This window comes from Sorangium sp. So ce124 (genome assembly GCF_051525235.1).
GTDB lineage: Bacteria > Myxococcota_A > Polyangia > Polyangiales > Polyangiaceae > Sorangium > Sorangium atrum.
In genome coordinates, this window is the sequence record NZ_CP150312.1 from 8,431,463 (window position 1) to 8,456,673 (window position 25,211).

A 25,211-nucleotide genomic window follows, 5' to 3' on the forward strand; every position below is an offset into this window, starting at 1 on the left:
CGCTCAGTTGTAGAAGCCGAGGTCGTCGATGTAGAGGTCGAACTGGGGCGCCTTGCCGATCTGGAACTGGAGCGAGTAGAGCTTCGATGCGTCGATCTGGTCCGTGCCCGCCGGATCGCCCCAGCCGCCCTGCTTCAGGTCCGCGAAGGGAATGGTGAACTGCTGCCACTCCTCGGTGGCGGCGAACGTCTTCTGCCACGCGTCGCACTTGTCTGAACAGGCACCGCCGGCACGATCCGTCCCCGGGTCCGAGATCATGACGGTCGCGCTCGTGCCGGAGCCCGGGCCGAGCTTCGCCCAGAAGGTGATTCCCGTGTACGCCGAGGCGTCATAGGAGGCCTTGACCCCCTCGGGGCTGTTCAGATCGAAGCCGAAGCCAGCGCCCCACTCGGTGAAGCCCGTCCCCCACGATCGCGCCGCGTACGTGCTCGGCCCGCGCGCCGGCTCGAGCGCCGTCATCGTGAAAGGCTCTTCCCCGGTCCCCTCCGGATCGGGCGGCGGGGTCTGCGTGGCCCCCTCCGTCGCGTCATTGAAGGTGTACCAGTAACCGACCCGCCCGCCCTTGGCGAGGATGGCGTTGTCGTTGTCCTCCATGTCATCGATCATCTCGATCGTCTGGGGGCCGGCGCCCGAGCCCGTCGACGCGGAGGTGCTCGCGGCCGTCGAGGTCGTGGTGGGATCGGTGGCCCCCGTGCTCGCCGCCGTCGTCGTCGACGGGTCCACGCTGCCCGAGGAGGTGGTGCTGCCGGCGCTGCCGGCGCCGCCAGCGCCCCCGCTCCCGCCGCCATCGTCGTCGCCGCCGCACGCCGCGAACGCCGCGACAGCCAGTCCGCACACCGTCAAGTTAAAGGCACGCAGGAAAATTCTAGTCTTCATACGTTCATATCTCCGAACCTAGGTTATGCTAATCAGCGCTCGCACTGGGCCGGACGTCAATTGAATCAAGGAGCGTCCTGGCGCGGCGAGTATCGCCTGGAAGTTCAGGCCCTGCAACCTTCTTCTTCCTTCGCTGCAATCCATCTTTCTCATCGTTCGCCGCAGTGCGCCGCAGTTCGCCATGGAGAGCAGGCTCGCGCGAATGTCCTTGTTGGGGCCGCTCGCGACGGCGGTGGCACGTTCGAAGCGTCGTTGAGACGTGAGCGCCTGGATCAGCGCGAGTGGCCGCCTGCTTGCAAGGCGCCTTCGCGGGCTCTCTCGGCGAGGCTCGAAGGAGGAAAGATGGCACGGGCGAAGGCTGGCCGGCGAGCGCGCGCCGCGGCGCAGAGGGGCGCGCAGAGCGCGGACCGGGAGCGGAGCGAAGGCGAAGGCGCGCCCCCGACGGAGCAGGAGAGAGCCCCGCGGAGAGAGCGGCAGAGCGCGGCGGCGCAGCGCGGGAGCTGCGCGCGGCTGCCGGGGAGGAGGGGAGTCGCGGGGCTGCTCTTGAGCCGGCTGGAGACGGCGGCATACCGCATCTACGAGCGGGTCGCCGGGCTGTCCGAGGAGCGGCCGGCGCTCGGGGTCGAGATCGCGGCGTCGGCGCTGCGGGCGTTCGGGGCCCGCGCCCCGCGGGTCGTGAGCAGCGTCACGGTGAGCCGCGCGCGGGCGGCGGTCCTGAACGCGCTGCAGGACGCGGCGGGCGTGCGGCGCCTCCTGCCGAGCATCGGGCGCGTGGAGGCCGGCGCGAAGAGGCAGGCCTCCACGCTCCGGGCGGCCGGCGCGGGTGGCCCGGAGCGCACGCCGGCAGGCGTCGTTTCGCTCGCGACCGCGCCGGGCGACAGGGGCACGGAGATCAAGGTGGTGCTGCCGGGCGCGCGGCCGAGGGGGCGGCTCGCGCGCGCGGCGGGCGAGCTGCTCGCGGAGCTGCCCAGGCGGCAGCTGCGGGGCGAGCTGCGGCGGCTGAGGCAATGGATCGAGATCGGCGAGATCCCGACGACGGCGGGGCAGCCGTCCGGCCGGACAGACCGTGAGGGGGAGTGACCATGCGCGCGATCTGCTGGAACGGGGTGGATGACATCGTCGTGGAGTCGGTGCCCGAGCCGGGGCTCATCAGCCCGCACGACGCCATCGTCCGCGTCTCGCTGTCGTCGGTGTGCGGCTCGGATCTGCACCTGCTCCACGGGTACGTCCCGACGATGAAGCAGGGCGACATCCTCGGGCACGAGTTCCTCGGCGAGGTCGTGGAGACCGGCGCGGAGGTGAAGCGGGTCCAGCGGGGCGATCGCGTCGTCGTGGCGTCGATCATCGGATGTGGGCGGTGCGCGTATTGCCAGCGCGAGCTGTGGTCGCTCTGCGAGAACTCGAATCCTCATCACGTGGTGGCGGACAGGGTGTTCGGGGACACGACAGCCGCGATATTCGGGTACTCGCACGCCTTCGGGGGCTTCGCGGGGAGCCACGCCGAGTACGTGCGCGTTCCGTTCGCCGATCACGGCGCGTTCAAGGTCCCCGACGGGGTGCGGGACGAGAGCGCCCTGTTCGCCTCCGACGCGCTCTCGACGGGCTACATGGCGGCCGAGCTCTGCGACATCCGCCCCGGCCAGGTCGTGGCCGTCTGGGGGTGCGGGGGCGTCGGTCAGATGGCGATCAAGAGCGCCTATCTCCTCGGCGCCGAGCGCGTCATCGCGATCGACCGGATCGCGGACCGCCTGGCGATGGCGAAGGCGCACGGGGGCGCCGACGCCCTCAACTACGCCGAGGTCGACGTCCAGGAGGCGCTCCGCGAGATGACGGGAGGGCGCGGCCCCGACGCCTGCATCGACGCGGTGGGCATGGAAGCCGACGGGACGGGCCTGCAGTACGCGGTCGATCGGGTGAAGCAGGCGTTCCGGATGCAGAGCGACCGCCCGCTCGTGCTGCGCGAGGCGATGCTGGCGTGCCGCAAGGGCGGCACGGTGTCCATCGTGGGCGTCTATTCCGGGTTCGCCGACAAGATCCCGCTCGGCGCGCTCATGAACAAGGCGCTCATCGTCAGGACCGGTCAGCAGCACGGACAGCGGTACATCCCGAGGCTGCTCGATCACATCCAGCGCGGCGACATCGATCCGTCGTACCTCCTGACGCACCGGATGTGCCTGGATGACGGGCCGCGCGGATACCGCCTGTTCGAGGCGCGCACGGAGGGGTGCATGCGCGCGGTGTTCGCCCCCTGACCCTGGCGAGGCCGCCGCGCCCTGGCGAGGCCGCCGCGCGGGATCTAGCGCTCCTGCCCCTCCGCCAGCGTCGCCTGGATGGCCTGCGCCCGCTTCAGGTGGCTCGCCGCCGTGTCGCGAATGCGCTGGAGCTCCTGCTTGAGCTCCTGGTCTTTCACCCGCGGGATGACCTGCTCGTCCAGAATCCGCACGGCATAGCTGTGCATCCTCACCTGGATGGCGATGTACTCCTGGTCGAACCTCTCGACCGGCTGCGCGCGGAGGTGCGCCGCGATGATGGACGAGTGCGCGGCGAGCATGGCGCTCGCCCGCGTCGGCTCCGCCTTGATCCCGAGGCGCCGGAGGTGCGCCCCCAGATCGTTCTCCGCCTGGGTGTGGGCCTTGATCATCTCCCGGGCGAAGTCCTTCACCTCGCGCGACTTCGCCAGCTCGAGGGCGATCTTCGCCTGGGCGATCTCACCCTGGTTCGCCGCGGAGATCACCTTGACGAGGGCGCCGTCCGATACCCGCTTCTCCGCTGGCTGCAGCCTCGCCAGTTGCGGCCTCTGCTGCTGGGAGATCTGCGCGCCCTGATGGACAACACCTCCCCGCCCACCCGCGTGCGCGGAGCTGCCGATGACGCTCGCGGCGAGCGCGGCGATCACCGCGACGCGATGCTTGAAATGATGGCGCATCATGGTGGATTCCCTTCCTGGATTTCCGCGGCGCGCTTCACGGGCCGATCCGTGGATGCCCGCGGCTCACGACGTCTCGAACGTCAAGCAAGCGGCGGACCCGCTCTCGACGTAATCCGAGGGACTGCCCTGCTCATGGCGCTGCGCGCGGGCGCGCTCGCGGGGCGCTCGCCGCACACCCGGCGAGTCGTCCTCGCCGTGTCTCGGGATTCCACGTCGAGCCAAGAGGGCCCGTTATCCCCCGTTCAATCGACCGTGCAAGGGAGGTCGCCTCCTCGAAAGGCGCCCTCTCCGGCGGAAGCCCCGCTCCCTCGGCAATCGGGCTCCTCCGGGAAATCCCCTGCGCCGGGGGCGAGAGGGGCTTGCGGGGCGCCGGTCCCGGTGGTCAAGTGCAGCGTGGCGCGGCCCCCGGGCCGCCTCGCGCGCTGGCGAAGAGCTCGCCTGGGGGCCTCCGCGAATTCGCACATGCCTGACCGCGGCTTCATCCTCACGCCCACGACCCGCGTCGTCGCCGGGTGCCCGGAGATCCACCTCCACGCGGTGATGGAGGACGGCGCGCCGGCGCTCGTCATCGAGGACAGGTTCAGGCCCTACTTCTTCGTTCGCGCCCGCGACGAGGACGTCGCGCGGCGGCTCGCGGACCGCCGCGTCTCCCCGCAGGCGCTCGAGACGCTCGACGGAGAGCCGGTCCTGCGCGTCGACGCGGCGCTCCCCCGGGACGTCGCGGCGCTGCGCGACAGGCTGGCCGAGGCCGGCGCCGACGCCCTCGAGGCGGACGTGCGCTTTCCCTACCGCTTTCTCATCGATCGCGGCATCCGCGGGGCGTTCGCGGTCTCCGGGCCTTTCGAGCTCCACCCGGGCGTGGGGCGCGTGTACCGCAATCCCACGCTCGTGCCCGCGAGCTTCGTCCCCCGCCTCCGCGTGCTCTCGCTCGATATCGAGACGAGCCTCGACGGCGAGAGCCTCTATGCCATTGCCCTCGCGGGGGCGGGCGGCGAGCGCTGCCTCCTCGTCCGCGACGAGCCGGTGCCCGGCGGACTCCCCTCCTTCGTCGAGCGCTTCCCTGACGAGCGGGCGCTCCTCGAGCGCTTCCTCGAGCTCGTCGCCCAGGCGGACCCCGACGTCCTCACCGGCTGGAACATCCCGGATTTCGATCTGCCCGCGCTCCAGCGCTATTGCCGGCGCGCCGGGCTCCCGTGCGCGCTCGGGAGGGGCGATGACGAGATCACGATCCTGCGCGATCCGGGCTTCTCGCGCGAGGCGCGCGCCGTCCTGCCGGGGCGGGTGGTGCTCGACGGCCTCGCGCTCCTCCGCGGCGCCTTCCTGCGGCTCGAGGATTACCGCCTCGAGACCGCCGCCCGGACGATCCTCGGGCGCGGCAAGCTGTTCGGCCCAGACGACCGGGGTGAGCAGATCGAGGCGTCGTACCGCGACGATCCGGCGCGGCTCGCGGAGTACAACCTCGAGGACGCGCGCCTCGTCCGGGACCTGCTGGAGAAGACGGGGCTCATCGAGCTCTCGGTGCGGAGGAGCCTGCTCACCGGAATGCAGCTCGACCGCGTGGGGGCGCAGATCGCCGCGATCGACTCGCTCTACCTGCCCGCGCTCCGCGCCCGCGGCAAGGTCGCGCCCTCGGTATCGAGGGAGGGGCCGGAGGGAGAGGCGGAGATCGCCGGCGGCCTTGTGCTCGATTCGCTCCCGGGGCTCTACCGCAACATCGTGGTGTACGATTACAAGAGCCTCTATCCGAGCCTCATTCGCACCTTCAACATCGACCCGCTGACGTTCGTCGCCGGGGGCGCCGGGCCGCCCGAGGCGCTCATCGTGACGCCGGGCGGCGCGGCCTTCCGGCGCGGCGAGCCGGGCATCTTGCCCGAGCTCGTCGCGCGCCTCTGGGACGAGCGGGCCGAGGCGCGGCGGGCAGGCGACGAGCGGGGCGCGATGGCCATCAAGATCCTCATGAACTCGCTCTTCGGCGTGCTCGGCTCTCCCGCGTCGCGCCTGTTCTCCCCGGAGGTCGCGAACGCGATCACGCGCGCCGGGCAGCACGTCATCCGGCTCACGGCCGAGGCGGTGCGGAGGGCCGGGCACCGGGTGCTTTACGGAGACACCGACTCTCTCTTCGTCGATATCGGCGAGCCCGACACGGCGCGCGCCGTCGCCCGGGCCGAGGAGCTCCGCGACGCCGTCTCCGGGTCGGTCGCCGCCGAGATCGCGAGGACGTTCGGCTGCGAGAGCCGGCTGGAGCTCGAGTTCGAGAAGGTCTATGCGCGCTTCCTCCTGCCCGAGCTGCGCGGCGCCGCGCAGGGCAGCAAGAAGCGCTATGCCGGCCTGGTCGCCGGGGAGGGCGGCGACAAGCTCGAGATCGTCGGGCTCGAGGCGGTCCGGCGCGACGCGAGCGCGGTGGCGCGGCGCTTCCAGCGGGAGCTGCTCGACCTGGTCTTCCACGATCGCCCGGTGGAGGGCTTCGTGCGGAGCTTCGTGACGGAGCTCCGCGCGGGGCGGTTCGACGCGGAGCTCGTCTACAAGAAGGCGCTGAGGAAGCCGCTCGGCGCTTACACGAAGACGACGCCGCCGCACGTGAAGGCGGCCCGCAAGCTGGGCGGGGACGCGGGGAGGATCGTGGCCTATGTGATCACGCGCGCCGGCCCGGAGCCGGCGGGCCAGACGACGGCGCCGCCGGACTACGATCATTACGTGTCGCAGCAGCTCAAGCCGATCGCGGACTCGGTGCTGCGGTGGCTGGGCGGGGCCGATTTCGATGAGATGACGGGCGCGCGGCGGCAGCTCTCGCTGTTCTGACCCGGCGCTGGTCGCGCGAGGCGCATCCGGGGGCGGGCGGCCGCGAGGTCCCCGGCGGAGCGCCGGGAGATCAGGAGTTCGCGGGGGCGCCCGGGAAGCTCACTTGGCCGACAGCGCGTCGGTGACCATCGCGCGCGCCTCGTCGAGCACGCGATCGAGGTGCGCCTGGTCCTTGAAGCTCTCCGCGTAGATCTTGTAGACGTCCTCAGTGCCCGACGGCCGCGCGGCGAACCAGCCGTTCTCCGCGACGACCTTGAGCCCGCCGATCTCGCCGCCGTTGCCGGGCGCGCGCGTGAGCTTCGCGGTGATCGGCTCGCCCGCGAGGGTCTTGGCGCGCACCGCGTCGGGGGAGAGCTTCTTGAGCACGCTCTTCTGGCTCGGCGTGGCCGGCGCGTCGATGCGCGTGTAGATCGGCGCGCCGAACCGCGCGGTGAGGTCGCGGTAGTGCTCGGCCGGATCGCGCCCGGTGCGGGCGAGGATCTCGGCGGCGAGCAGGTCGAGGAGGATGCCGTCCTTGTCCGTCGACCACACCTGCCCGTTCTTCCGCAGGAACGAGGCGCCCGCGCTCTCCTCGCCGCCGAAGCCGAGCGAGCCGTCGAGCAGCCCATCGACGAACCACTTGAAGCCGACCGGCACCTCGCGGAGCGGGCGGCCGAGGTCCTTCGCCACCCGATCGATCATGCTGCTCGAGACGAGCGTCTTGCCCACGGCCGCGTCGGGCCGCCAGAGCGGGCGGTTCCGGAAGAGGTAGGACACCGCCACGGCAAGGTAATGGTTCGGGTTCATCAGCCCGGCGCTGCGCGTGACGATGCCGTGGCGATCCGAGTCGGCGTCGTTGCCGAACGCGAGATCGTAGTCGTCCTTGAGCGCGATGAGGTTCGCCATCGCGTGGGGCGACGAGCAGTCCATGCGGATCTTGCCGTCGTGATCGAGGGGCATGAAGCCGAAGGTGGGGTCGACGGCCTGGTTCACCACCGTGATATCCAGCCCGAATTTCTCGGCGATCGGCGCCCAGTACGCGATGTTCGAGCCGCCGAGCGGATCGACGCCGATGCGCAGCTTCGCGCCGCGGACGGCCTCGAGATCGACCACGTTGCCGAGATCGGCGACGTAGGGGCCGATGAAATCGTACGGGTGGGTCGTCGGCGCGCGCAGCGCGGCCTCGTAGGGCGTGCGCTTCACGCCCGCGTTGTCGGCGCGGAGCAGCTCGTTGGCGCGATCCTCGATCCAGCCGGTGACGGCGGTGTCGGCCGGCCCGCCGTTCGGCGGGTTGTACTTGATGCCGCCGTCGTCGGGCGGGTTGTGCGACGGCGTGATCACCACGCCGTCCGCGAGCCCCGAGGTGCGCCCGCGGTTGGCGGTGAGGATCGCGTGCGAGATGGCCGGCGTCGGCGTGACGCCGCTCCGCTCGGCGATGAGGACGTCGACGCCGTTGGCCGCGAAGACCTCGATGACGCTGCGCTGCGCCGGCTCCGAGAGCGCGTGCGTGTCCATGCCGAGGTAGAGCGAGCCCGTCGTGCCCTCCTTCGCGCGGTACTCGCAGATGGCCTGCGCGATCGCGAGGACGTGCGCCTCGTTGAAGCTGCGCCGGGCGGCCGAGCCGCGGTGGCCGGAGGTGCCGAAGGCGACGCGCTGCTGCGGATCGCCCATGTCGGGGCGCTCGCTGTAGTACTGCGCGCGCAGCTTGTCGGGATCGATCAGCACGTCGGGAGGGGCCTTGCGGCCTGCGAGGGGGTGGAGCGGCATGAGCCTCCGCATAGCCGAGCGCGCGGGACGAGCCAACCCTTCCACGGGTGCCGCGGGTCCCGGGCACGGCGAATCTGGATTGCCGCTCGAGCTCCGCCTGGCCTGCTGGAGCGCCGGCCAACTCGTCGGCGTGGCGCTCGTGGAGGGGTTCCTGGGGCGCGCGGCCGTCAAGGAGGAGGCCTGAGCGCCGTTCGCCGCCGCCCGCGGGGGCGCGATGGGCGATGGCGAGGAGAGCCGAACGCCACGCGCTCAGGAGCGGCGGTTCACAGCGGCCTGTCCTTCGCCGCCGCCTCGAGCCAGTCCGCGCACGCGCCGTCCTCGGCGGGCGGCTGAACGCCCTTGATGAGATACCACGCCTCCCGGTGCTCCACGCGGGCGCCGGGCTCCACGTGCTGCAGCGGGCCGAGCGACTCGACCTCGAGCATGTCCGCGTTCGTGAACGTCTCGAAGTTGCACCCCATGTCCGGGTACCTGGCGCCCTCGATGAACGGGAACCGCTTCAGGAACACGTTCCCGTGGTTCGCGTACGCCGCGTAGCCCTGGCTCACGAGCGCACCCACCTTCTGCGGGTCCTTGCCGGCGACCTGCCGCAGGCGGATCACGCGCTTGCCCCATGTCCACCGGGGCTCGGCCATGTCGGTATACGACCACAGCACGAGCGGCCGCGCCGGCAAGACGCGATCGGGGTGCGGGACGAACGGCGCCTGCGGGAACAGGCACTCGCCGCCGGCCGCCATCACGGAGAGCGACCACGGGGCGAACTCGACGGCATAGGCGCTGTGGTTCTCGATCGCATGATCGATGACGAACCTGCCCGCCGCGGCGTCCGCCGCGATGCGGACCTCCTTCTGCATTCCGTACCTGTCCGGCGCGGTCCGGAGCACGAGCGCGCCGTTCTCCTCCCGGTGCTCGACCGGATCGTTGTCGGGCTGCAACGTCCGCTGCTCATCCTCGGGGCCGATCCAGAGCCGGTGACCGCCGTAGAACCTGTACTTGGTCCCGCCTGTCGCGCCCATGTCCTCGGGGATCTCGGAGAGCTCGTTCGGGCCGCCGATGACGCCGTACCGGATGATGCGCGGGCCGATGTCGAGCGTGACGACGAGCTCCGTGTCGCCGCAGACGAGGCGCGCGGCGCGCTTCCAACCGCCGTAAGGGATGATCTCCATGCGGGAGGTCTCGTACCGCAGAACCGGAGGGCGGTTCAACCCCGACCGCCGCGCCCGCTCCCACGCCGTCGCCCTGGACATCCGGCGCCGCAGCCGCCTCGCCCTGCGAGCGGCGCGACCGCTCAGGTGCGCTCAGGTACCGCTGCCGGCCAAGCGCTCCGGAGGCGCGAAGTCGGCCGGGCGGCCGCCGAGGCCCATGGAGATGACGCGCCGCCAGCGGAGGTCGCCGAGGTCGAGCGCGAGATCCTGCAGGGGCGGCAGCGCGTGCGCGCGGCTCGACGCGGCGGCGACCGCGCGGAGCAGCGGCACGACGAGGGGCGCGCGCTGCCGGGGCACGCCGAGCTGCTCGGCGAGCTCGTCGCCCAGCACGGCCCTGGAGAGGCTGCAGGAGATGGCCATGAACCGCTCGGCGCTCCGGCGCTCGCCTGCGGTGCGCGCGCTGCGGACCTTGCCGGTGAGCAGCGCGTCCACGAGCATGCGCGAGTCGTGGTCCGGCGCGCCCTGCGTCGCGAAGATCATCTCGGCCAGCCTTCGCGCCTCGGCGTAGGACCCGGGGATGAGCTCGGGCTCGACGCCGATGACGTGGGCCACGTAGCGCCAGAGGTGGACGAGGTCCTCCCTCTGGGCGGGCGTGAAGCGGTAGGCGAGCTTGTCGAGGCCGTCGATGACCGCGACCGAGAAGAGCAGCGCCGTCGCCACCATGTCGTGCTGGTTGATCGGCTCGCCCCAGAGGGCCGTCTGCCACCGGCCGCTCGCGCGGATGAGGCGCCGCACCTGCGCGTGCATGACGCGCACCTTGACGGTGATCGCGAAGCCCTCGCCGGAGCGGCGCATTCCGTTCGCCTGGCTCACGGCGTAGACGAACCGGCTCGTCTCGGCGAGGCGGCGCGCGGCCTGCTCGCGGAGCCTCCCCGAGAAGACGAGCGGCTTGTTCCCGCCGGGCGACGCGTACCCGAGGACGAGCGACTGCATCGCGAGCAGGATCCCTCCGAGGAAGCCCGTGCGCAGGAACGCCGCCCCGCCGCGGTTCACCGCCTCCCAGTCCACCCAGAGGGGCACGTGATCGACCGACGCGAAGAGCGCCCGCAGCTCGGCCGGCGCCTCTTTCGCCGTGCGGTCATCGTCGATGCCGCGCGCGAGGGCAGCCTCCAGGAGGCGGAAGCCCTGGCCCGGGGGCATCGACGCGAACGCCTCCACGACGGCGTCGGCCGCCGGATCGACGCGGAGCAGGAAGGGCCCCAGGCGATCGAGCTGGTCGCCGAAGCGATGGCGGGCGTCTGCGGTGTCCTGGAAGCGAGCCGGAATCGTCGCGTTCTCCATGCGCTGGAACAGAATATCCCCTGGCGCACCGGCTGCACTCCGCAAAGGCGACGCCGCGCGGATCGTCACGCCGAGGCGAGCAGCCGGGCGCTCCACCGCGGGGCGTCGCTGCGGCTCAGGGCGCCGCCTTGCGCGACGCCGCGCGCCGACCGGAGCTCCGCGGATCACCTCGGTGAGATCGTGCGCCCGCGCTGCGCAAGGCAGAACCTGAGCCCCTCCCGCAGGCTGCGCATCGGGTTCAGCTCATCGAACGCGACCCCGATCGCGACGAGCGTCTCCGCGACATGACCGCCCAGGCCGGTGAGGACGCAGCGCGCGCCGAGGAGCTGCACCGCCTGAGCCAGCTTGATGAGGTGCTGGGCGGTCATCGAGTCGATGAGCGTGACGCCGGTCAGATCGAGGATCACCCACTCGACGTCGCTGTCCTCCGCCACGCGCACGAGGAGCCGCTCGGTCACCTCGACGGCGCGCACCGAGTCGAACAGCCCGACGAGCGGGAGCGTGAGGATGCCGTGCCAGATATCGATGATCGGCACCGAGAGCTCCCGGATCGCGCACTCCTGGCGCTGGATGGTGTCGAGCTGATGCTCGAGCTCTCGCTTCGAGGCGGCGAGCGCGGCGAGCGCCTGGCTCTTCTGCTGCGTGGTCACGGAGAGCTCGGAGAGAAAGACGCGCAGCGCCTCCTCGATCACCCCGAAGGCGTCGTGTTCGACCTCCGTCAGCTGCGTCAACGCGAGCTCGACCTCTCCGGTGGACGCGAGCGCAACCGCATCGATGACGCGTTGCATCCGGCGTTCCTCGATGGAGATCATGTTCTCGGATTCTTGCATGGGCTCCTGGGGGCGCAGCAGAGGTTGACCGGTGAGGAAGCGGAGTCACCGGGCTCATGCGCTGGGTCGACCTCGCCGGCCGCATGGGATGTGCCCGCGGTGATCTGGCATCGTGTGCCCGATCGCACGGCTCTACCTATCCCTACATCGTACCTCGCGAGCGGGCGTGTGAATCGACCTTCGACCAAGATGGGATAGATAGCCTATCCGCGGCGCGGCTGAAATGAGCCTGGCCGGTTGATCCGCGCTTCCGCGCTTCCCCGCCGCCCGCGCTGGCGACCTCGTGTTCAATCGACCGAGCGAACGCAACGAAATCCGGTCGACACGTCACCTGCCTCACGATCGTACGCCAGCCGGAATGTCGCCTTTGCGGTGCTAGCGGAGAAGTCCCACGATCCACCCCGGAGCACGCCCCTGCTGCCGGTCGCCGGCACCTGGGGATCTGTCTGGGCGCCTCTGGCGTACACACCCGGATCCCAGCCGTCGGCCACCCATTCCCAGACGTTGCCCGCCATATCGAGCGCGCCCGACGGGCTCGCTCCGGCCTTGGCCGAGCCGACCTCCTGGGTGCCCTTGCCGCGCCCGCCGCAGCCCTGCCCAGGAGGCCGAGACACGATCGCGTGCGCGCACCCTGGCGCCTCGTTGCCCCACGGGTACTCGCGGCCGTCGGCGCCGCGCGCGGCGTATTCCCACTCGGCCTCGGTCGGGAGCCGCTTGCCGGCGAAGGCGCAGTACGCGGCCGCCTGCGCCTGGTCGACGCACGAGATCGGGTGTTGCGACTTCGCGGGATCCGCCGCGGTGCAGAGCGCGCCGCGCTGCTCGACGTCGGCGTCGGTCGCGCGGGGGCCGTGCAGGCCGCTCGGCGTGCACCGGCCCGCCTCGACGCAGCGCTGGTAGGCGGCGACCGTCACCTCGGTGCGATCGACGTCGAACGCGCGGGTCAGCGTCACGTCATGGGGCGGGCGCTCGGATTTGCCGCCCTTCTCGCTGCCCATCGTGAAGCGGCCCGCCGGCACCCGGACCATGTCGGGCGGGGGAGGCGCCTTCATCTGGGGCGCGGTCAGGCCGCCGAGCGCGCGCGCCGGCCGCGCATCGTCGGGCGCGCGGTAACGGACGAACGCGACGGCGCCTGCGCCGGCCGCGGCGGCCAGCGCGACCGACGAGGCGAGCGCGGGCAACAGGCGCCGCCGCGGAGCGGCCCTGACGGCCTGCGGCGCGGGAGGGGGCGACGCCGGTTGCGGGGCTGCCAGCGGCGGCGCGCTCGTCGCCAGGCCGCGCATCGTCGTGAGGGACGGCGTGGGCGGCGCGCCGACGGACGTGGGGGGCGCGCCGACAGACGTGGGAAGCCCGCCGGCGGGCGGGCCAGCGGCCACGCGCTCCGTCCCCGCCACGCCCAGCGCCGCAGCGCCGGGCGCTGCGCCCGCAGGCGGGATGCCCGCCTCGAGCGCGACAGCGCCGGCGGGCGCGGCCGTCGCCATCGCAGCCTCGAGCGCTCCCCAGAGCTCGCCTGCCGTGCGGTAGCGCTCCCGCGGGTCGATCGCGAGCGCGCGGCGCACCACCGCCTCGACGGCGTCGGGCGCGCTCACGCCCGCGCCCTGCAAGCTCGGGCGGAACGCCGGATCGGTCGCCGCGATGTAGAGCTGCGTGACGTCGCTTCCCAGGAGGGCGCGGTTGCCCGAGGCGACCTCGATGAGCACCAGGGCGAGCGCGAAGACATCGGTCCACGGCCCGGTCGCGCCGAAGCGGTGGTGAAACTGCTCCGGCGCGCCGTAATGGACGGTGAAGGCCCGGAGCGCGCTCCCTGTCTCGGCCATCGCCTGCGTCATGCTCGAGAGCTCGCCGAGCACCTTGGCGATGCCGAAGTCGAGGACCTTCAGCGTGCGCCGGCCGCCGATCTCCGCGAGGAACAGGTTGGCCGGCTTGACGTCGCGGTGGGCGACGCCCTGCGCGTGCGCGACCTCGAGCGCGTAGGCCGCGGGCGCGAGCAGGGCGACCGCCTCGGCGAGCGGGCGCGCCGCATCGCCGCGGGCGCGCCGCTCGGCGATCTCGCGGTCGAGCGGCACGCCATGGAGCCACTCGAGCACGAGATAAGGCGTCCACTCGCCCGACGGCGAGACCGCGGCGCCGGTGTCGAGGGCCTGCACGATGCCGGCGCTCGCCCGGGAGAGGCGGTGGAGGAGCCGCCCCTCGTCGAGGAGCATCCGCTGGAACGACGCGCGCTCCGCCGGGGCCAGCGATCCGAGCAGCTTCAGGCACTTGACCGCGACCGGCTCGTCGAACCCGAGGTGCTGGCCGCGGTAGACGACGCCGAACCCGCCCTCGCCGACCACGGCGTCGAGCCGGTACTTGCCGCCGATCGTCGCGCCCACCCAGCCGAAGGGATCCGAAGGTGCCATCTCGCGGCGCGAGTGTACACCGGGCGCCGCGGCCGCGCGGAGCTCGCGCCGAGATAGGCGCCGAGCGCCCCGACGTCGTCTGAGCGTCGGCGCCCGGGAGGATCCGGACGGATCCAGAGCGTGTCTCCCGATCCCCTCAGGGCGCCCGGTCCTCGAACCCGCCCGGCCTCAGCGCCCGCTCGAAGAACGCGCACAGCTCCTCGTGCCGCGCGCGCGCGTCCGCGCGGCCTATCTCGATGAGCGCCCCGGCGAACTCCCCGTCGAACAGCAGGTAAGACAGGAAATCGGCCTCGCGCTGCTCGTCTCCCTCGGCGAGGCGCCGCATCACGCGGCCGAGCACGCTGGTGGTGCGCGCGCGGAAGGCGGGGGAGCGCACGAACTCCGCCGCCAGGCTGCCGATGTCCTTGGAGGCGCGGATGAGCAGCGACCGCATCGGCCGCAGCGCGCGCCCCGGCGGCAGCCCGAGCTCGTCGTTGAGCTCGCCGACGAAGCTCTCTCCATAGCGCCGCCGCCCCGCCTCCAGGATCCCGTTGATGCTCTCGAGGCGCGCCAGATCGTTGTCGATCCGGTCGAGCATCAGCGCGTTCAGCGTCTTGCCGAGCAGGAAGAGGGGCCCGGGGAAGCCCGGCGCGTCGCGCTCGGTCGCGCTCGAGGCGGGCTCGATGTACCGCGGATTGACCACGATCACGCCGTCGGCGCCGAGGCGCCGCGCGGGCGACAGCGGGACGTTCTGGCGCAGCCCGCCGTCGCAGTAGAGCTCTCCGTCGATGCTCACCGGGCGGAACAGGATGGGGAGCGCCGACGAGGCGAGCGCGTGCTGCGCGCGGATCGCGGTGGCGCGCGGTGAAATCGTCGGGTCATGGCTCCAGGGCGGCAGGCCGGGCTCGCGGCGGTGGACAAAGACGACGGTGCGGCCGCTCTTGACCAGCGTCGTCGACACGGTCAGCGCCGACAGGAGCCCCCTCTCGAGGTGGCCGTCGATCCGCTCGAAGGGCACGGCCTCCGCGATCTGCCGCTCGAGGCCCGACGTGTCGAGGATCGCGGCGCGGCCGCTCGAGGGCGCGCTCGCGGCGCCTCCGCGGAGCAGGTCGTGCCCGACGGCGAGCACGCCGCGCACGTCGAGGCGCACGAGGTCGTCGATGCGCAGGCGCGTCCATACCCCGGCGAGCCGCCGCGCGCGGCTCCGCGCCTCGTCCGCGAACGCGGCGAGCCCACAGACGTTGATGGCGCCGACCGAGGTGCCGCACAGGATATCGAGCGGCGCCTCGCGGCCGAGATCGCGAGAGACGTCCTCGAGGATGTGCTGCACCACGCCGACCTCGTAAGCGCCGCGGGCGGCGCCGCCGGCCAGGACGAGCGCGATCTTGGGGGCGCGGCCACTCCGGGTCGAGACGGGCGCCAGGTCAGCCATGTTCGCAGAATACCATGATCGCCATCACGACATGGGCTCTTTGGCGCGCTTCACGCGTCGCCGCGGCGTGCTACACCCGCCGTGAACGCGGGCACGGAGGCGCGCGGTGACGGCAGATGACGGCAATCTACCTGGCCCTTGCCTACCTCCTCGGAGCGATCCCGACAGGCTACCTCTTCGCGCGGTTCGTCAAAGGGGTCGACCTCCGCCAGGTCGGCTCGGGGAACATCGGCGCGACGAACGTCTTGCGCGCCTTCGGCTGGGGGCCTGGCCTGGCCGTCCTGGCCGCGGATGTGGCGAAGGGCGCGCTCGTCGCCGGGCCCCTCGCGTCGTGGCTCTCCGTCGCGCCGGGCGGGTGGGTCGCCGCGGCGGGCGGCCTCACCGCGGTGCTGGGCCACGACTACACGGTCTTCCTCGGGATGCGGGGCGGCAAGGGCGTCGCGACCTCCTGCGGCGTCCTGCTCGTGCTGGCGCCGCGATCCACGCTCGCCACGCTGGCCGTCTTCGCGGTCGTCGTGCGGGCGACCCGCATGGTCTCGGCGGGCTCCCTCGCCGGCGCCCTCGCCCTGCCCCTCTTCCTCTGGCTGCTCGGCGAGCGGGCCGCCCCGGCCCTCTGCCTCTCGCTGCTCCTCGCCGGGCTCGTCTGGCTGAAGCACATCCCGAACATCCGGCGGATGCTCGCGGGCACCGAGAACACGATCTCGTTCGGGAAGCGGCGCGACGACGAGCGCAACGACGAGCGCGACGGCGCGCCGCGCGACGACGAGCGCCGCTGACGGCCGCGGCGTCGCTCGGCCGCCGAGCGCGGCGCCCGCTCACTTGGAGATGGTCTTCGTGAAGATCACCGCGCCTTGCTTGTCGATGAACTCGAACAGCAGGTTCCTCCCCTCGAACCGCAGATAGGCGAAGCCCTCGGTCTTGTCCGTGAAGAAGAGCTGCCCCCGCTCCGTCGGGACCGAGGGGGACACCGGGCGGGTCTTCGAGCCGGCGCCGCTGACGGCGAAATAGGTGCTCGGGCAGACCTCGTCTCGCCCCTTGTCGATGAACTCGAGGTTGTGGTCGTGGCCGGCCATATACATGTCGGCCCCGCAGTAGATGGCCTGCTGCATGGCGAACATCCCGCTCATCCCGAGCGACGGGTTGTCCGAGGCGTGAGCTCCGGACGTATAGCGGGGGTGATGGCCAAAGACGATCTTCCACGTGGCGTCCGAGGCGGCGACTCGCGCGCCCATGTCGCGCGCCTGGTCATCGGAGGTGAAGTCGACGGTATCGATCCCGAAGAGATGGACGTCGCCGACGCGAACGTCGTAGTACGAGGCGGGCATGTGCCACTTGGCGGTCATCCGCATGCCGGGCCCGTCGCCCACGGGCAGCTGCGAGTAGTCGATCTGCGCTTGCCGCACGCCGTTGCTGCTGGGGCCGTGGTCGTGGTTCCCCAGCACCGCATAGAATGGGAGGCCGTTCAGGCCGGCCCTGTCGTAGGGCTGCTCGAACTTGGGACCCCACTGCGCATCGCCCGTGTCGGCCACGCCGTTGTCGTAGAAATTGTCGCCGTTCATCATCACGGCATGACAGCCCCCGACCTCGATGCACTTCTCGCTCATCCGATCGGCGACCTGGTTCTGCGCCAGGTTTCCCTCGCCGGTGTCGCCGATAGCGATGATCCTGACGACATCGAGGTGAGAGACGACGGTCCCGATGGCCTGGGCGCCCGCCGCGCCCAAGCTCGCGCCGTGGTCCGCGGGGATCCCGCCGCTCGGCCCGGCGCCGCTGCTCGCGGCGCCCGTGCTGGTCGGCTCATCGCCTGCCCCCGCCAGCGCTCCTGCGCCCGGGATCGGCACGCTGTCCGCCACGCCGCAGCCCGCGCCGAAGACGATGGCCGGCGACGCCGAGAGGACGAGGGCAACAAGGGACTTCGTGGAGATCGCGAGAGGACGTGCTGCGCGAAGAGGCTTCATCTGGCGCTCATTGTAACCAACGCCGGTCTCCGATGATCACCCGTCCAAAGCTTTGTTCGTCCCGGCACGCCAGGAAACTCGAGCACACCAGCTCTTCCACCCAGACCGGACACTGGCGTCAACACGGTATCCGCGCCGCGGCCCGGCCCCCTCCAACGGTGCCCGTTTTTGCTTGACGTCGGCGAGATCCACACGCACAAATTGAACACCACTTTCAATATCAACAACGGAGTCAGCGTGATCCGAGAGACGGCCCCTGCCTCGAGCCTGTACCCATGCGCCGCGCTCGCCGCTTTCCTCTGGTCCGACGTTCGCCGGGAAGAAGCCTCGTGAGCTCGCGCACACCGCTTTCTGTCGGCCGCCTGCTCCCATCGGAGCTCTCGTGCCTGCCGGAGCCCGCGCACGAGGAGGGCTCGCCTCCGCCGCCGACGATCCTCGCGAGCGCGAGCTCGCGCCGGATCAGTACACGCGAAACTGCCCGCTCAGCGTGAGCAGCGAGAGCATGTGGAGCAACCCCGAGAAGTAGCGGGTCTCCCCGGTCGCCGGCGGCGTCGTCCACACCGCCGCGATGTAATCGGCGCGATCTTCGGTCGTCGCGACCAGCCCGGTGACCCCGTTCATGAAGATGAGCGCCGACTCCGGCGTGGCGTTGAGCATCGCGCCGTCGATCTTGAAGACCGCGCCGTATTTGCCGATGCCCAGCTTCGAGAAGAACCCGAGCAGCCGGTCCGCCTCCTCCACCTGCCACGGGTCGACCCCGAACCAGACGTGGTCGAGCGCGAGGCTCAGCTGCGTGCGGTAGGCCTCGGAGCCGAAGTAGTCCCAGTTGAGCACCGGCGTGCCGTCGAAGTGCGTGCGCACCGGGATGAGCCCGGTGCTCGGGTGCGCGGCCTCCTGCCAGTGTGTGCGCGCGCTGGCGGCAGCCTCGGACCAGAAGGGGTCGCGCATGGCCTGCGCCCAGAGCTCGTAATAGGCGGGCATCTCGATGGAAGGACGGGTGACGTCCGCCGCCGAGACGTGCGGGTAGTCGTAGACGAGCTTCGTCGTCGAATCGAAGGTGTTCGTCACACCCGAGTCGACTCCCCCGTTCAGGGCCTCCTTGTGGCGCATCACCTCGAGCAAGTTGATCGCGTCCAGCCCATAGTCGATGGTCCCGGTGTCGCTCCCCCAGCGGCCGTGGGCGAAGAACAGCGCCATCGCGATCTGCTGGAGGCCAAAGGGATCGGCGCACAACATCGGGCCTGCCGGGGTGTCGCACCACGACATGAGATAACCCTGGTTGGGACCGGACGTGGGCTGGAGCGTGGACTTGGCGTATCTCCAGAGCCGGTCGAACTCGTCTCGCTTGTCGAGCTCGACCGTGATGATCATCCCGAGGCCCATGCCCTCGGAGCGCACGCTATTGTGGTAGTCGTCCCAGATGTAGGCCTGTTGCTTGCCGGGCACCGTGTAGTAGACGGTCTCGTCGCTGGGATCGCCGTAGAAGAGCTGATTGAAGCTGTCCTCGATCTTGGCCGCGATCTCCTCGTCCGTCTTGCCGAGCACGTCGCGGAACGCGTTGGGGTACTCGGAGGGGCCCGCCAGCGGGCCGAGCTCATCGCTGCTCATTCGGTCGTAGCCGAGCGAATCCACCGTGGTCATACACCCAGGCAGCACACACACCGCCATCCAGGCACCGGCGACGCCGGAAGCTGCGCGGAACGAACGGAGGAGGGCAGGGCAACGCATGACCCAGAGTTCAGTTGTTTACATAGCGCCGTACCCGGGAAGCAAGCACGCTGTTCGGATGCCGGCGAAGAAATGCCGCGGCGCGCTGCGAGGCAGCGTCGGAGCGGCCGCTCTTCGCGAGCGCGTCGATCCGCAGGACCTCGGCCTCGAGGCTCAGCCGCCCGCGCGGATGCGTCCTGGAGTAGGCGTCCAGGAGCGAGAGCGCGCCTCGCGCGTTCCCGCTCGCGAGCATCGTGCGCGCCGCGTCCAGCGCGCCGAGCTCCGCCTCCAGGGCGGCGGCGCCCGTACCGGACGGCTTCGGATCGAGCTTCGTGGCCGCAGCGCTGCTGCCACCAGCGAGCGCCGGGGCGATCGTCTCCTCCGCGATGGCCTCCACCGGCGCTGGCTCCGAGGCAGGCGCCTGCGCAGGCCCCTGCACCGCCGTCTGCGTGACCGGACCGGCGAGCGCGGCGCCGAAGCGGTGCGCCGCGACGACCTCCGACGCGTCTTGCCCGCGCCAGGCGAGGTAGCCCGCCGGGATGCCCGCGAGCATGCCCACCGTCGAGAGCGCGACGAGGATCTTGGTCCAGCCGAGCTTCACGGCGAGCGACGAGGACGTAGAGGACACCCCTGCCGCGGAGAGCGCCGCAGGCGCCGCCACGCTGGCCGACAGGGCGGCAGCGCCGGCGAGTCCCAGCGCGGCAAGCGTCTTCGCGCGCGTCTCCGGTGACGTAGAATACGACGCGCCTGCGCTCAGCAGCGCGCGTTCGAGCGGGTTGTCGCTCTCCTCCAGTAGGCGACGTGGTTCCATCATCGTCTCACCTCGCTCGTCGAAACGAGCTCCAGCGCGCGGACGCGCTCACGAAAATCGGCCCTGGCCCTTCGTAGCCGAGAGGCCACGGTGCCCTGCGGGATCCCCAGCACGCCGGCGATCTCCACCATGCTCATCTCCTCGAACTCGTACAGCACGAACACGGTCCGCAGATCTGACTCCATCTGGTCGAGGACCTGATCGAGCATCTGTCGCGCGTGTTTCTGGCTGGTGAGCTGCTCGGGTGTCGCAGCGTCCACAACCTCCGGCGGCTCGGCCGCGGGGAACTCCCGCCGACGCGCGGCGCTGCGGCGCGCGTGGGCGGCTACGTGAAGCGCGGTCTGGAGAAGAAAGCTCTTCTCGGCGCCCGGCCGGACGTCGTCCAGCCGCTGCGCGGCCGCGATGAAGGTGCGTTGCACCGCATCGTCGATCTCGGCAGCAGGGGTCCCCGCGTTGCGGAGCACCCGCCCGATGAAGTCAAGATGAGCGTCCACCATCCGTCGCAAGCGCGCGTCCCGCTGCTTCACGCTGGCCGCCGGTGGCGCCACGCTCGCCGGCTCGCTGTCAGGCAAAGCAGACGATGTCATGACGTCGACAACCATACTCACCGCGAGGCGAGGCATGAGACCAGTGAAGAACGGACACTACCGGGAAGCAATGGGCGACAGCCAGAGCGGAACATTGTCCTCGGGTCGGGGGGGGCAGCGTGCCTGCGGCCCAGCTTCCGGATGCCGTCCATGGGTCATAATTCCCAGCGCGAGTCGGAGTGATCACAGAATCCTGGCTTAGAAGTTGTGCACGATTCCAACGCCGACGAGCGGCGAGATCGCCGGCGTTTCACCGACGGTCTCTGCAGACCACCCCAGTGTGAACCGCCGGTGGACGAGCGGCACGGAGGCGCCCACCTCGAGCTCGAGGGCGGTGTCCTCGCCGAGGAGCGCAGCGGCGCGCACGAGGCCTCCGGCGCTCCACCACGACCGCACAGCGGACTCCGGGTTCGAGATACCTCGCCCCGCCGCCGCGAGCCAGCCGCCGGCGGCGACGACGCAGGGCTCTGCGGTGACGATACGGACGAGCTGCCAGCGCAGCGGGCACGCGGAGAGGGCCGCTGCCGCCCACTGGATGAGGGCGCTGTCGCCGCCCGACAGCAGGTCGTTCCGCGCGTACATCAGCGATAGACCGAACGACGGGCTCAGCGGGCCCTCGACGTGCGGGGTCACCCGGACACCGAGGGCGCCGCCCAGGCTCACATGAGGTGCGACGACCTGGGTCACCAGGGCGTGCGCGCCGAGCGTGAACCTGAGCGGGAGCGGCGGCGCCTCTTGCGGGGCGACCGGAGGCTCCGGGGGGACCGCGGGCGGCGGCGCAGGGGGAGAGAGGGGCGCGGTCACCTCGGCCACCTCGTCGAGCGCGAGCGACGCGGTGAGCGAGAGCGCCTGCACCACAACGTCGCACGACGTGGCATCGACGATCCGCGTGTCGGTCTCGCCGCCTGCGTGGACGACGCGCAGCTCGCCGTGGACCCCGGCCCCGCCGCGGCTCAGCCGGACGCGGACACCCCAGCCGTTCTCGCCGTCAGCCGCGAGGCGTACGCGGTCCGACCGGGCACGGATGCCCTGGTAGAACTGGTCGGCGGTCGCGCAGTCCGCCGGGGCATCGAAGTCGATGCGAATGGGGATCGGCGCCGGCGCCGCGGTGGCTGACGACCAACCGAGGACGACGAGCTCGATGAGCGAGATGCCGTCACCGGAAGCCACGGGCCCGAAGGTGCCACGAACCGTTCGCGAACCGCCAGATGGTCATGCGGCCAGCCGATGTGCAACGTGCAAAAATCCAGGGTGGTGACGCAGCGCGGCGGCGGCGCGCACACTGGCGCTGTGAGCTACCTCATCGCGCAAACGTGGGGTCGCGCTCACGCTCCTCCGAGGCGAACGAGCACCTCGCGCAGCGACCCGAGCTCCGCGTCCGCGCCGGTGAAGTCCGACGGCGCGGTGAGCGGCGACGGGACGACCCAGCACGTCATGCCCGCGGCCTTGGCCGACCGGAGCCCGCGCTCGGAGTCCTCGATCACGAGGACATCGCGCGCCGCGAGCCCCAGCCGCTCGCAGGCGATCCGGTACGGCTCTGGATCGGGCTTGGCGCGCGCGTACTGGTCCCGCGTGAGCGCGAACTCGAACCACCGCAGGAGGCCCGTCGCCGCGTGCGCTCGTTGGAACGGCTCGGGCTTGCTGCTCGTGACGATCGCCATGCGAAAGCGCGCGGCGAGCTCCGTGACGACCTCGCGCACGCCCGGCAACAGCGTGTCTCCGCCCGCGACGAGCTCGAGGTACCGGCGATCCCTCTCATCGGCCAGCCGCCGCACGCCCGCCTCGTCGACCCCGCGAGCGCTGGCGAGGTGCCAGGCGCCGCGCGCCTCGACGAGGAACAGCTGGCGATAGTCGTCGATGGTGAGCTCGACGCCGACCGACGCGATCGTCTCGCGCGTCGCCTGGAAGTAAAGCCCTTCGGTGTCGACGAGGACTCCATCGTTGTCCCAGAGGATGGCCTTGAACACGCCGGGCCTTCGTAGCGCCGCCCCTCGATGCCGGCAAGCGAGCTCCGCGGCAGCGGACGCCGCGCCTCGACCTCTCGGCGCTCGGAAGGACGCGCCCGCGCGAGCGCGGATGCGCGCCGCCGGGCCGTCGCGACTCACGTCGTGGACGCCCGCAGCGGACCCCCATCTGCTGCAGGCAGCGAGGGACCCGGCCGAGCGCGTCGGCCGTTTCCCTGCCGCCCTGCCTGTCGGCGGGAGAGGCAACCCAGAGGCAAACCTACGAGGCGACGAGGCGACGAGGCGACAAGGCGACACACGGAGAAGCCGAGACATAAGCGCTCGCGAAGTACAAAGTTCGTGACTGCGCCACCAGGGATGGTGCTAGCCTCGGTCAAGGCGGATAACACCAACGCATCCACCGAGGCGGTGCTCCCATGGGCGACAAATCTCCGAAGGCCAAAGAGCGACAGAAGAAGCAGGACACGGCGGAGAAGAACCAGAAGAAGGCAGCCGCGACCGCCAAGGCGTCGCCTGCTCCGGCCGCGCCCGCCAAGAAGGGCAAGTAGTCGGACCGAGCGGGGCCGCGCTCGGCGCGATCCACACCTCCTTTCGACAAGCTCCCCACCTCGCCTCTCCCGGGGCTCGGCGCGCGGGTCGCTCGGCGCCGGGCCGCGGAGGGGCCAGATTTCTTCCACCGCAGCATCTTCCTGGCGCGGCGGCCTCGCGCTAGAGAGGGCCGAGCCGTGCGACCCACCCCGCTCCAAGCCGTCGCGCCGCCGCTCGCCGCGCTCGTGATCCTGCTCGCGCTCTGGGAGGCGCTCGCCCGAGCGCTCAGCATCCCTGCCTACCTCCTGCCGCCCCCCTCGGACGTGGCGCGGGCGGGCGCGGTGGACGCCGGCCCCCTGCTCGCCGGCGCGGTCACGACGGCGAAGGCCGCGCTCGCGGGCTTCTTCCTCAGCGCCGTGGTCGGCGTGCTCGCCGCCATCGCGCTCGCCTCGTCGCGCCCGCTCGAGCGGGCGCTCTATCCCTATACCGTCTTCCTGCAGACCGTCCCGATCGTCGCCATCGCCCCGCTGCTCGTGCTCTGGTGCGGCCCCGGCCTGCGCGCGGTCGCGGTCTCGGCGTTCATCGTCTCCGTGTTCCCGGTCATCGCGAACACGCTCACCGGCCTGCGCTCCGTCGAGCCCGCGCTGCGGGATCTCTTCCGGCTCTACGGGGCCGGCCGCTTCGCCACGCTCCGCAAGCTCGAGCTGCCCTCGGCGCTCCCCCACCTCGTGACGGGGCTCCGGATCGCGGCGGGCCTCGCGGTCATCGGCGCGATCGTCGGGGAGTTCGTCGCCGGCTTCTCGGAGGACGCCGCCGGCCTGGGCATCCTGGTCCTCTCCGCCTATCGCCAGCTGCGCACGGATCTGCTCTTCGCCGCCGTGCTGCTCGCCTCCGGGCTCGGCCTCGCGCTCTTCGGCGCCGTCGACCTCGCCGGCAGGCGGCTCTTGCGGCGCTGGCATCCTTCGGAGATCAATCGCTGATGCACTCCCCCGACAGCCGCCGGTTGTTCCTGCAACGCCTCGCCTCCCTGGTCGCCGTCCCCCTCCTCGCCCCCGCCTGCTCGCGCTCGCAATCGTCGGAAGGCGACGGGCGCGCGTCGTCCGCGTCCCCGCAAGGAAGCGCGCCGGCCACGCCTTCCCAGAGCGCGCCGGCCGCGCCCGCCACGGCTGCCCAGAGCGCGCCGGCCGCGAAGGTGAAGCTCGCCCTCAACTGGGTCCCGGAGCCCGAGTTCGGCGGGTTCTACGCCGCGCGCGAGTCGGGCGCGTTCGCCAAGGAGGGGCTCGACGTCGAGATCCTCGGCGGCGGCGCCGGCGTCCCGGTCGTCCAGATGGTGGCCGGCGGGCAGGTGGATTTCGGCATCTCCGGCGCCGACGAGGTGCTCACCGCCCGCGCCCGCGGCGCGGACGTGCTCCCCCTCCTCGCCGTGTTCCAGACCTCGCCGCAGGCCATCATGACCCACGAGAGCCGCGGCGCGAAGAGCATCGCCGACATCCTCAAGTCGGGCACGCTCGCGATCGAGCCGGGGCTGCCTTACGCCGCCTACCTCAAGAAGAAGTACGGGTTCGACAAGGTGAAGGTCGTGCCGTACGACGGCGGCGTCGCCCGCTTCGTCGCCGACAAGGACTTCTCCCAGCAGTGCTTCATCACGGCCGAGCCGATCGCGGCCAAGCGCAAGGGGAGCGACCCCGCCGCGTTCCTGGTGGCCACCGAGGGGTTCAACCCGTACGTCGTCGTCGTGATCACGCGCGCAGCGCTCTGGAAGGAGAACCCGGAGCGCGTCCGCGCGTTCGTCCGCGCGACGCGCGAGGGCTGGCGCACCTACCTCCAGGATCCGACGCGGTCCAACGAGATCATGGCCAAGCTCAACACCTCGATGGACGCGGAGACCTTCGTCGCCGCGGCCGAGGCGCAGCGGCCGCTGATCGAGACCCCCGAGACCAAGGAGAAGGGCCTCGGCGTGATGACCAGCGAACGCTGGGAGACGCTCGCGAAGCAGCTCGTCGACCTCGGCGTGCTCCAGAAGGCGCCGCCGATCGACGAGGTGCTCGTCGCGATGCGCTGATCGGCACGACAGGCGCCCCGCGCGCGGCGCGCGGCGCGAGATCTCGGCGCGCGACTTCGTCTAGAATGTCGCACGTCGCCGCGCCTCCCGGCGCAGCCGCGCCTCAACGCAAGGGAAGAAC

At 71.5% G+C, this 25,211-nt stretch carries 22 protein-coding genes; 8 read left to right on the forward strand and 14 right to left on the reverse strand.

The genetic code is table 11. The features are described from left to right. Positions 1-3: 3 nt before the first annotated feature. Complete coding sequence (locus tag WMF19_RS31360) at positions 4-876, reverse strand: CIA30 family protein (protein WP_437893749.1); 873 nt, start codon at positions 874-876, stop codon at positions 4-6. A gap of 342 nt (positions 877-1,218) precedes the next feature. Here WMF19_RS31360 and WMF19_RS31365 point away from each other — a divergent pair, with 342 nt between their 5' ends. Together WMF19_RS31365 and WMF19_RS31370 are read left to right on the forward strand one after the other, a co-directional pair. Then, on the forward strand, positions 1,219-1,956 hold the full coding sequence (locus WMF19_RS31365; protein WP_437893750.1) for a hypothetical protein: 738 nt from the start codon (positions 1,219-1,221) through the stop codon (positions 1,954-1,956). A 2-nt stretch (positions 1,957-1,958) separates the two neighbouring features. Beyond that, positions 1,959-3,128 (forward strand): zinc-dependent alcohol dehydrogenase, encoded by a 1,170-nt coding sequence (locus WMF19_RS31370; RefSeq protein ID WP_437893751.1) that lies wholly within the window; start codon positions 1,959-1,961, stop codon positions 3,126-3,128. 44 nt (positions 3,129-3,172) lie between these two features. Here the strand turns inward: WMF19_RS31370 and WMF19_RS31375 are convergent, their stop codons facing one another. Further along, positions 3,173-3,805 (reverse strand): DUF4142 domain-containing protein, encoded by a 633-nt coding sequence (locus WMF19_RS31375; protein WP_437893752.1) that lies wholly within the window; start codon positions 3,803-3,805, stop codon positions 3,173-3,175. 462 nt (positions 3,806-4,267) lie between these two features. Between WMF19_RS31375 and WMF19_RS31380 the strand changes: the two genes are divergently transcribed. Next, the gene (locus tag WMF19_RS31380) at positions 4,268-6,604 is read left to right on the forward strand and encodes a DNA polymerase II (protein ID WP_437893753.1); all 2,337 of its coding nucleotides are present in this window, start codon (positions 4,268-4,270) and stop codon (positions 6,602-6,604) included. A 99-nt stretch (positions 6,605-6,703) separates the two neighbouring features. Here the strand turns inward: WMF19_RS31380 and pgm are convergent, their stop codons facing one another. Continuing rightward, positions 6,704-8,350 carry a phosphoglucomutase (alpha-D-glucose-1,6-bisphosphate-dependent) gene (gene pgm / locus WMF19_RS31385; RefSeq protein WP_437893754.1) on the reverse strand — a complete coding sequence of 549 codons (1,647 nt, stop codon included), beginning with the start codon at positions 8,348-8,350 and terminating at the stop codon, positions 6,704-6,706. On the opposite strand from pgm, the gene WMF19_RS31390 reads away from it, so the two are divergent. Further along, positions 8,349-8,534, forward strand: coding sequence for a hypothetical protein (locus WMF19_RS31390; protein ID WP_437893755.1), 186 nt, complete (start codon positions 8,349-8,351; stop codon positions 8,532-8,534). The two genes, pgm and WMF19_RS31390, sit on opposite strands and share 2 nt — an antisense overlap. Before the next feature lie 79 nt (positions 8,535-8,613). Here the strand turns inward: WMF19_RS31390 and WMF19_RS31395 are convergent, their stop codons facing one another. The 5 genes from WMF19_RS31395 to WMF19_RS31415 all read right to left on the reverse strand — a co-directional run bounded on the left by WMF19_RS31395 (position 8,614) and on the right by WMF19_RS31415 (position 15,473). Next, positions 8,614-9,516 (reverse strand): hypothetical protein, encoded by a 903-nt coding sequence (locus WMF19_RS31395; protein WP_437323524.1) that lies wholly within the window; start codon positions 9,514-9,516, stop codon positions 8,614-8,616. A 132-nt stretch (positions 9,517-9,648) separates the two neighbouring features. Further along, positions 9,649-10,836: an oxygenase MpaB family protein gene (locus WMF19_RS31400; protein ID WP_437893756.1), complete on the reverse strand. Its 1,188-nt coding sequence runs from the start codon at positions 10,834-10,836 to the stop codon at positions 9,649-9,651. Between the two features lie 164 nt (positions 10,837-11,000). Further along, positions 11,001-11,666 carry an STAS domain-containing protein gene (locus tag WMF19_RS31405; RefSeq protein WP_437893757.1) on the reverse strand — a complete coding sequence of 222 codons (666 nt, stop codon included), beginning with the start codon at positions 11,664-11,666 and terminating at the stop codon, positions 11,001-11,003. 287 nt (positions 11,667-11,953) lie between these two features. Next, positions 11,954-14,062, reverse strand: a complete 2,109-nt coding sequence (locus tag WMF19_RS31410; RefSeq protein WP_437893758.1) for an SUMF1/EgtB/PvdO family nonheme iron enzyme — start codon at positions 14,060-14,062, stop codon at positions 11,954-11,956. 136 nt (positions 14,063-14,198) lie between these two features. Beyond that, positions 14,199-15,473 carry a patatin-like phospholipase family protein gene (locus WMF19_RS31415; RefSeq protein WP_437893759.1) on the reverse strand — a complete coding sequence of 425 codons (1,275 nt, stop codon included), beginning with the start codon at positions 15,471-15,473 and terminating at the stop codon, positions 14,199-14,201. A gap of 116 nt (positions 15,474-15,589) precedes the next feature. Between WMF19_RS31415 and plsY the strand changes: the two genes are divergently transcribed. Next, the gene (gene plsY, locus WMF19_RS31420) at positions 15,590-16,249 is read left to right on the forward strand and encodes a glycerol-3-phosphate 1-O-acyltransferase PlsY (RefSeq protein ID WP_437893760.1); all 660 of its coding nucleotides are present in this window, start codon (positions 15,590-15,592) and stop codon (positions 16,247-16,249) included. Between the two features lie 39 nt (positions 16,250-16,288). Here plsY and WMF19_RS31425 read toward each other — a convergent pair whose 3' ends face one another. From WMF19_RS31425 to WMF19_RS31450, 6 genes are all read right to left on the reverse strand, one after another. Next, positions 16,289-17,431 carry a purple acid phosphatase family protein gene (locus WMF19_RS31425; RefSeq protein WP_437893761.1) on the reverse strand — a complete coding sequence of 381 codons (1,143 nt, stop codon included), beginning with the start codon at positions 17,429-17,431 and terminating at the stop codon, positions 16,289-16,291. Positions 17,432-17,890: 459 nt separating this feature from the next. After that, the gene (locus WMF19_RS31430) at positions 17,891-19,072 is read right to left on the reverse strand and encodes a glycosyl hydrolase family 8 (RefSeq protein ID WP_437893762.1); all 1,182 of its coding nucleotides are present in this window, start codon (positions 19,070-19,072) and stop codon (positions 17,891-17,893) included. A 97-nt stretch (positions 19,073-19,169) separates the two neighbouring features. Next, positions 19,170-19,952, reverse strand: a complete 783-nt coding sequence (locus WMF19_RS31435) for a hypothetical protein (protein ID WP_437893763.1) — start codon at positions 19,950-19,952, stop codon at positions 19,170-19,172. Continuing rightward, the gene (locus WMF19_RS31440; RefSeq protein ID WP_272094452.1) at positions 19,949-20,536 is read right to left on the reverse strand and encodes an RNA polymerase sigma factor; all 588 of its coding nucleotides are present in this window, start codon (positions 20,534-20,536) and stop codon (positions 19,949-19,951) included. The genes WMF19_RS31435 and WMF19_RS31440 overlap by 4 nt, the downstream gene beginning before the upstream one ends. Before the next feature lie 198 nt (positions 20,537-20,734). Beyond that, the gene (locus WMF19_RS31445) at positions 20,735-21,706 is read right to left on the reverse strand and encodes a hypothetical protein (RefSeq protein WP_437893764.1); all 972 of its coding nucleotides are present in this window, start codon (positions 21,704-21,706) and stop codon (positions 20,735-20,737) included. A gap of 155 nt (positions 21,707-21,861) precedes the next feature. After that, entirely contained in the window at positions 21,862-22,503 is a 642-nt protein-coding gene (locus WMF19_RS31450; protein ID WP_437323534.1) for an HAD family hydrolase, read from the reverse strand. A gap of 413 nt (positions 22,504-22,916) precedes the next feature. Here WMF19_RS31450 and WMF19_RS31455 point away from each other — a divergent pair, with 413 nt between their 5' ends. From WMF19_RS31455 to WMF19_RS31465, 3 genes are all read left to right on the forward strand, one after another. Next, positions 22,917-23,048 carry a hypothetical protein gene (locus tag WMF19_RS31455; protein ID WP_269454198.1) on the forward strand — a complete coding sequence of 44 codons (132 nt, stop codon included), beginning with the start codon at positions 22,917-22,919 and terminating at the stop codon, positions 23,046-23,048. Between the two features lie 177 nt (positions 23,049-23,225). Then, positions 23,226-24,008, forward strand: a complete 783-nt coding sequence (locus WMF19_RS31460; protein ID WP_272094455.1) for an ABC transporter permease — start codon at positions 23,226-23,228, stop codon at positions 24,006-24,008. Next, positions 24,008-25,090, forward strand: a complete 1,083-nt coding sequence (locus WMF19_RS31465; protein WP_437323536.1) for an ABC transporter substrate-binding protein — start codon at positions 24,008-24,010, stop codon at positions 25,088-25,090. Before WMF19_RS31460 ends, WMF19_RS31465 begins: the two co-directional genes overlap by 1 nt. Positions 25,091-25,211 lie beyond the last annotated feature (121 nt).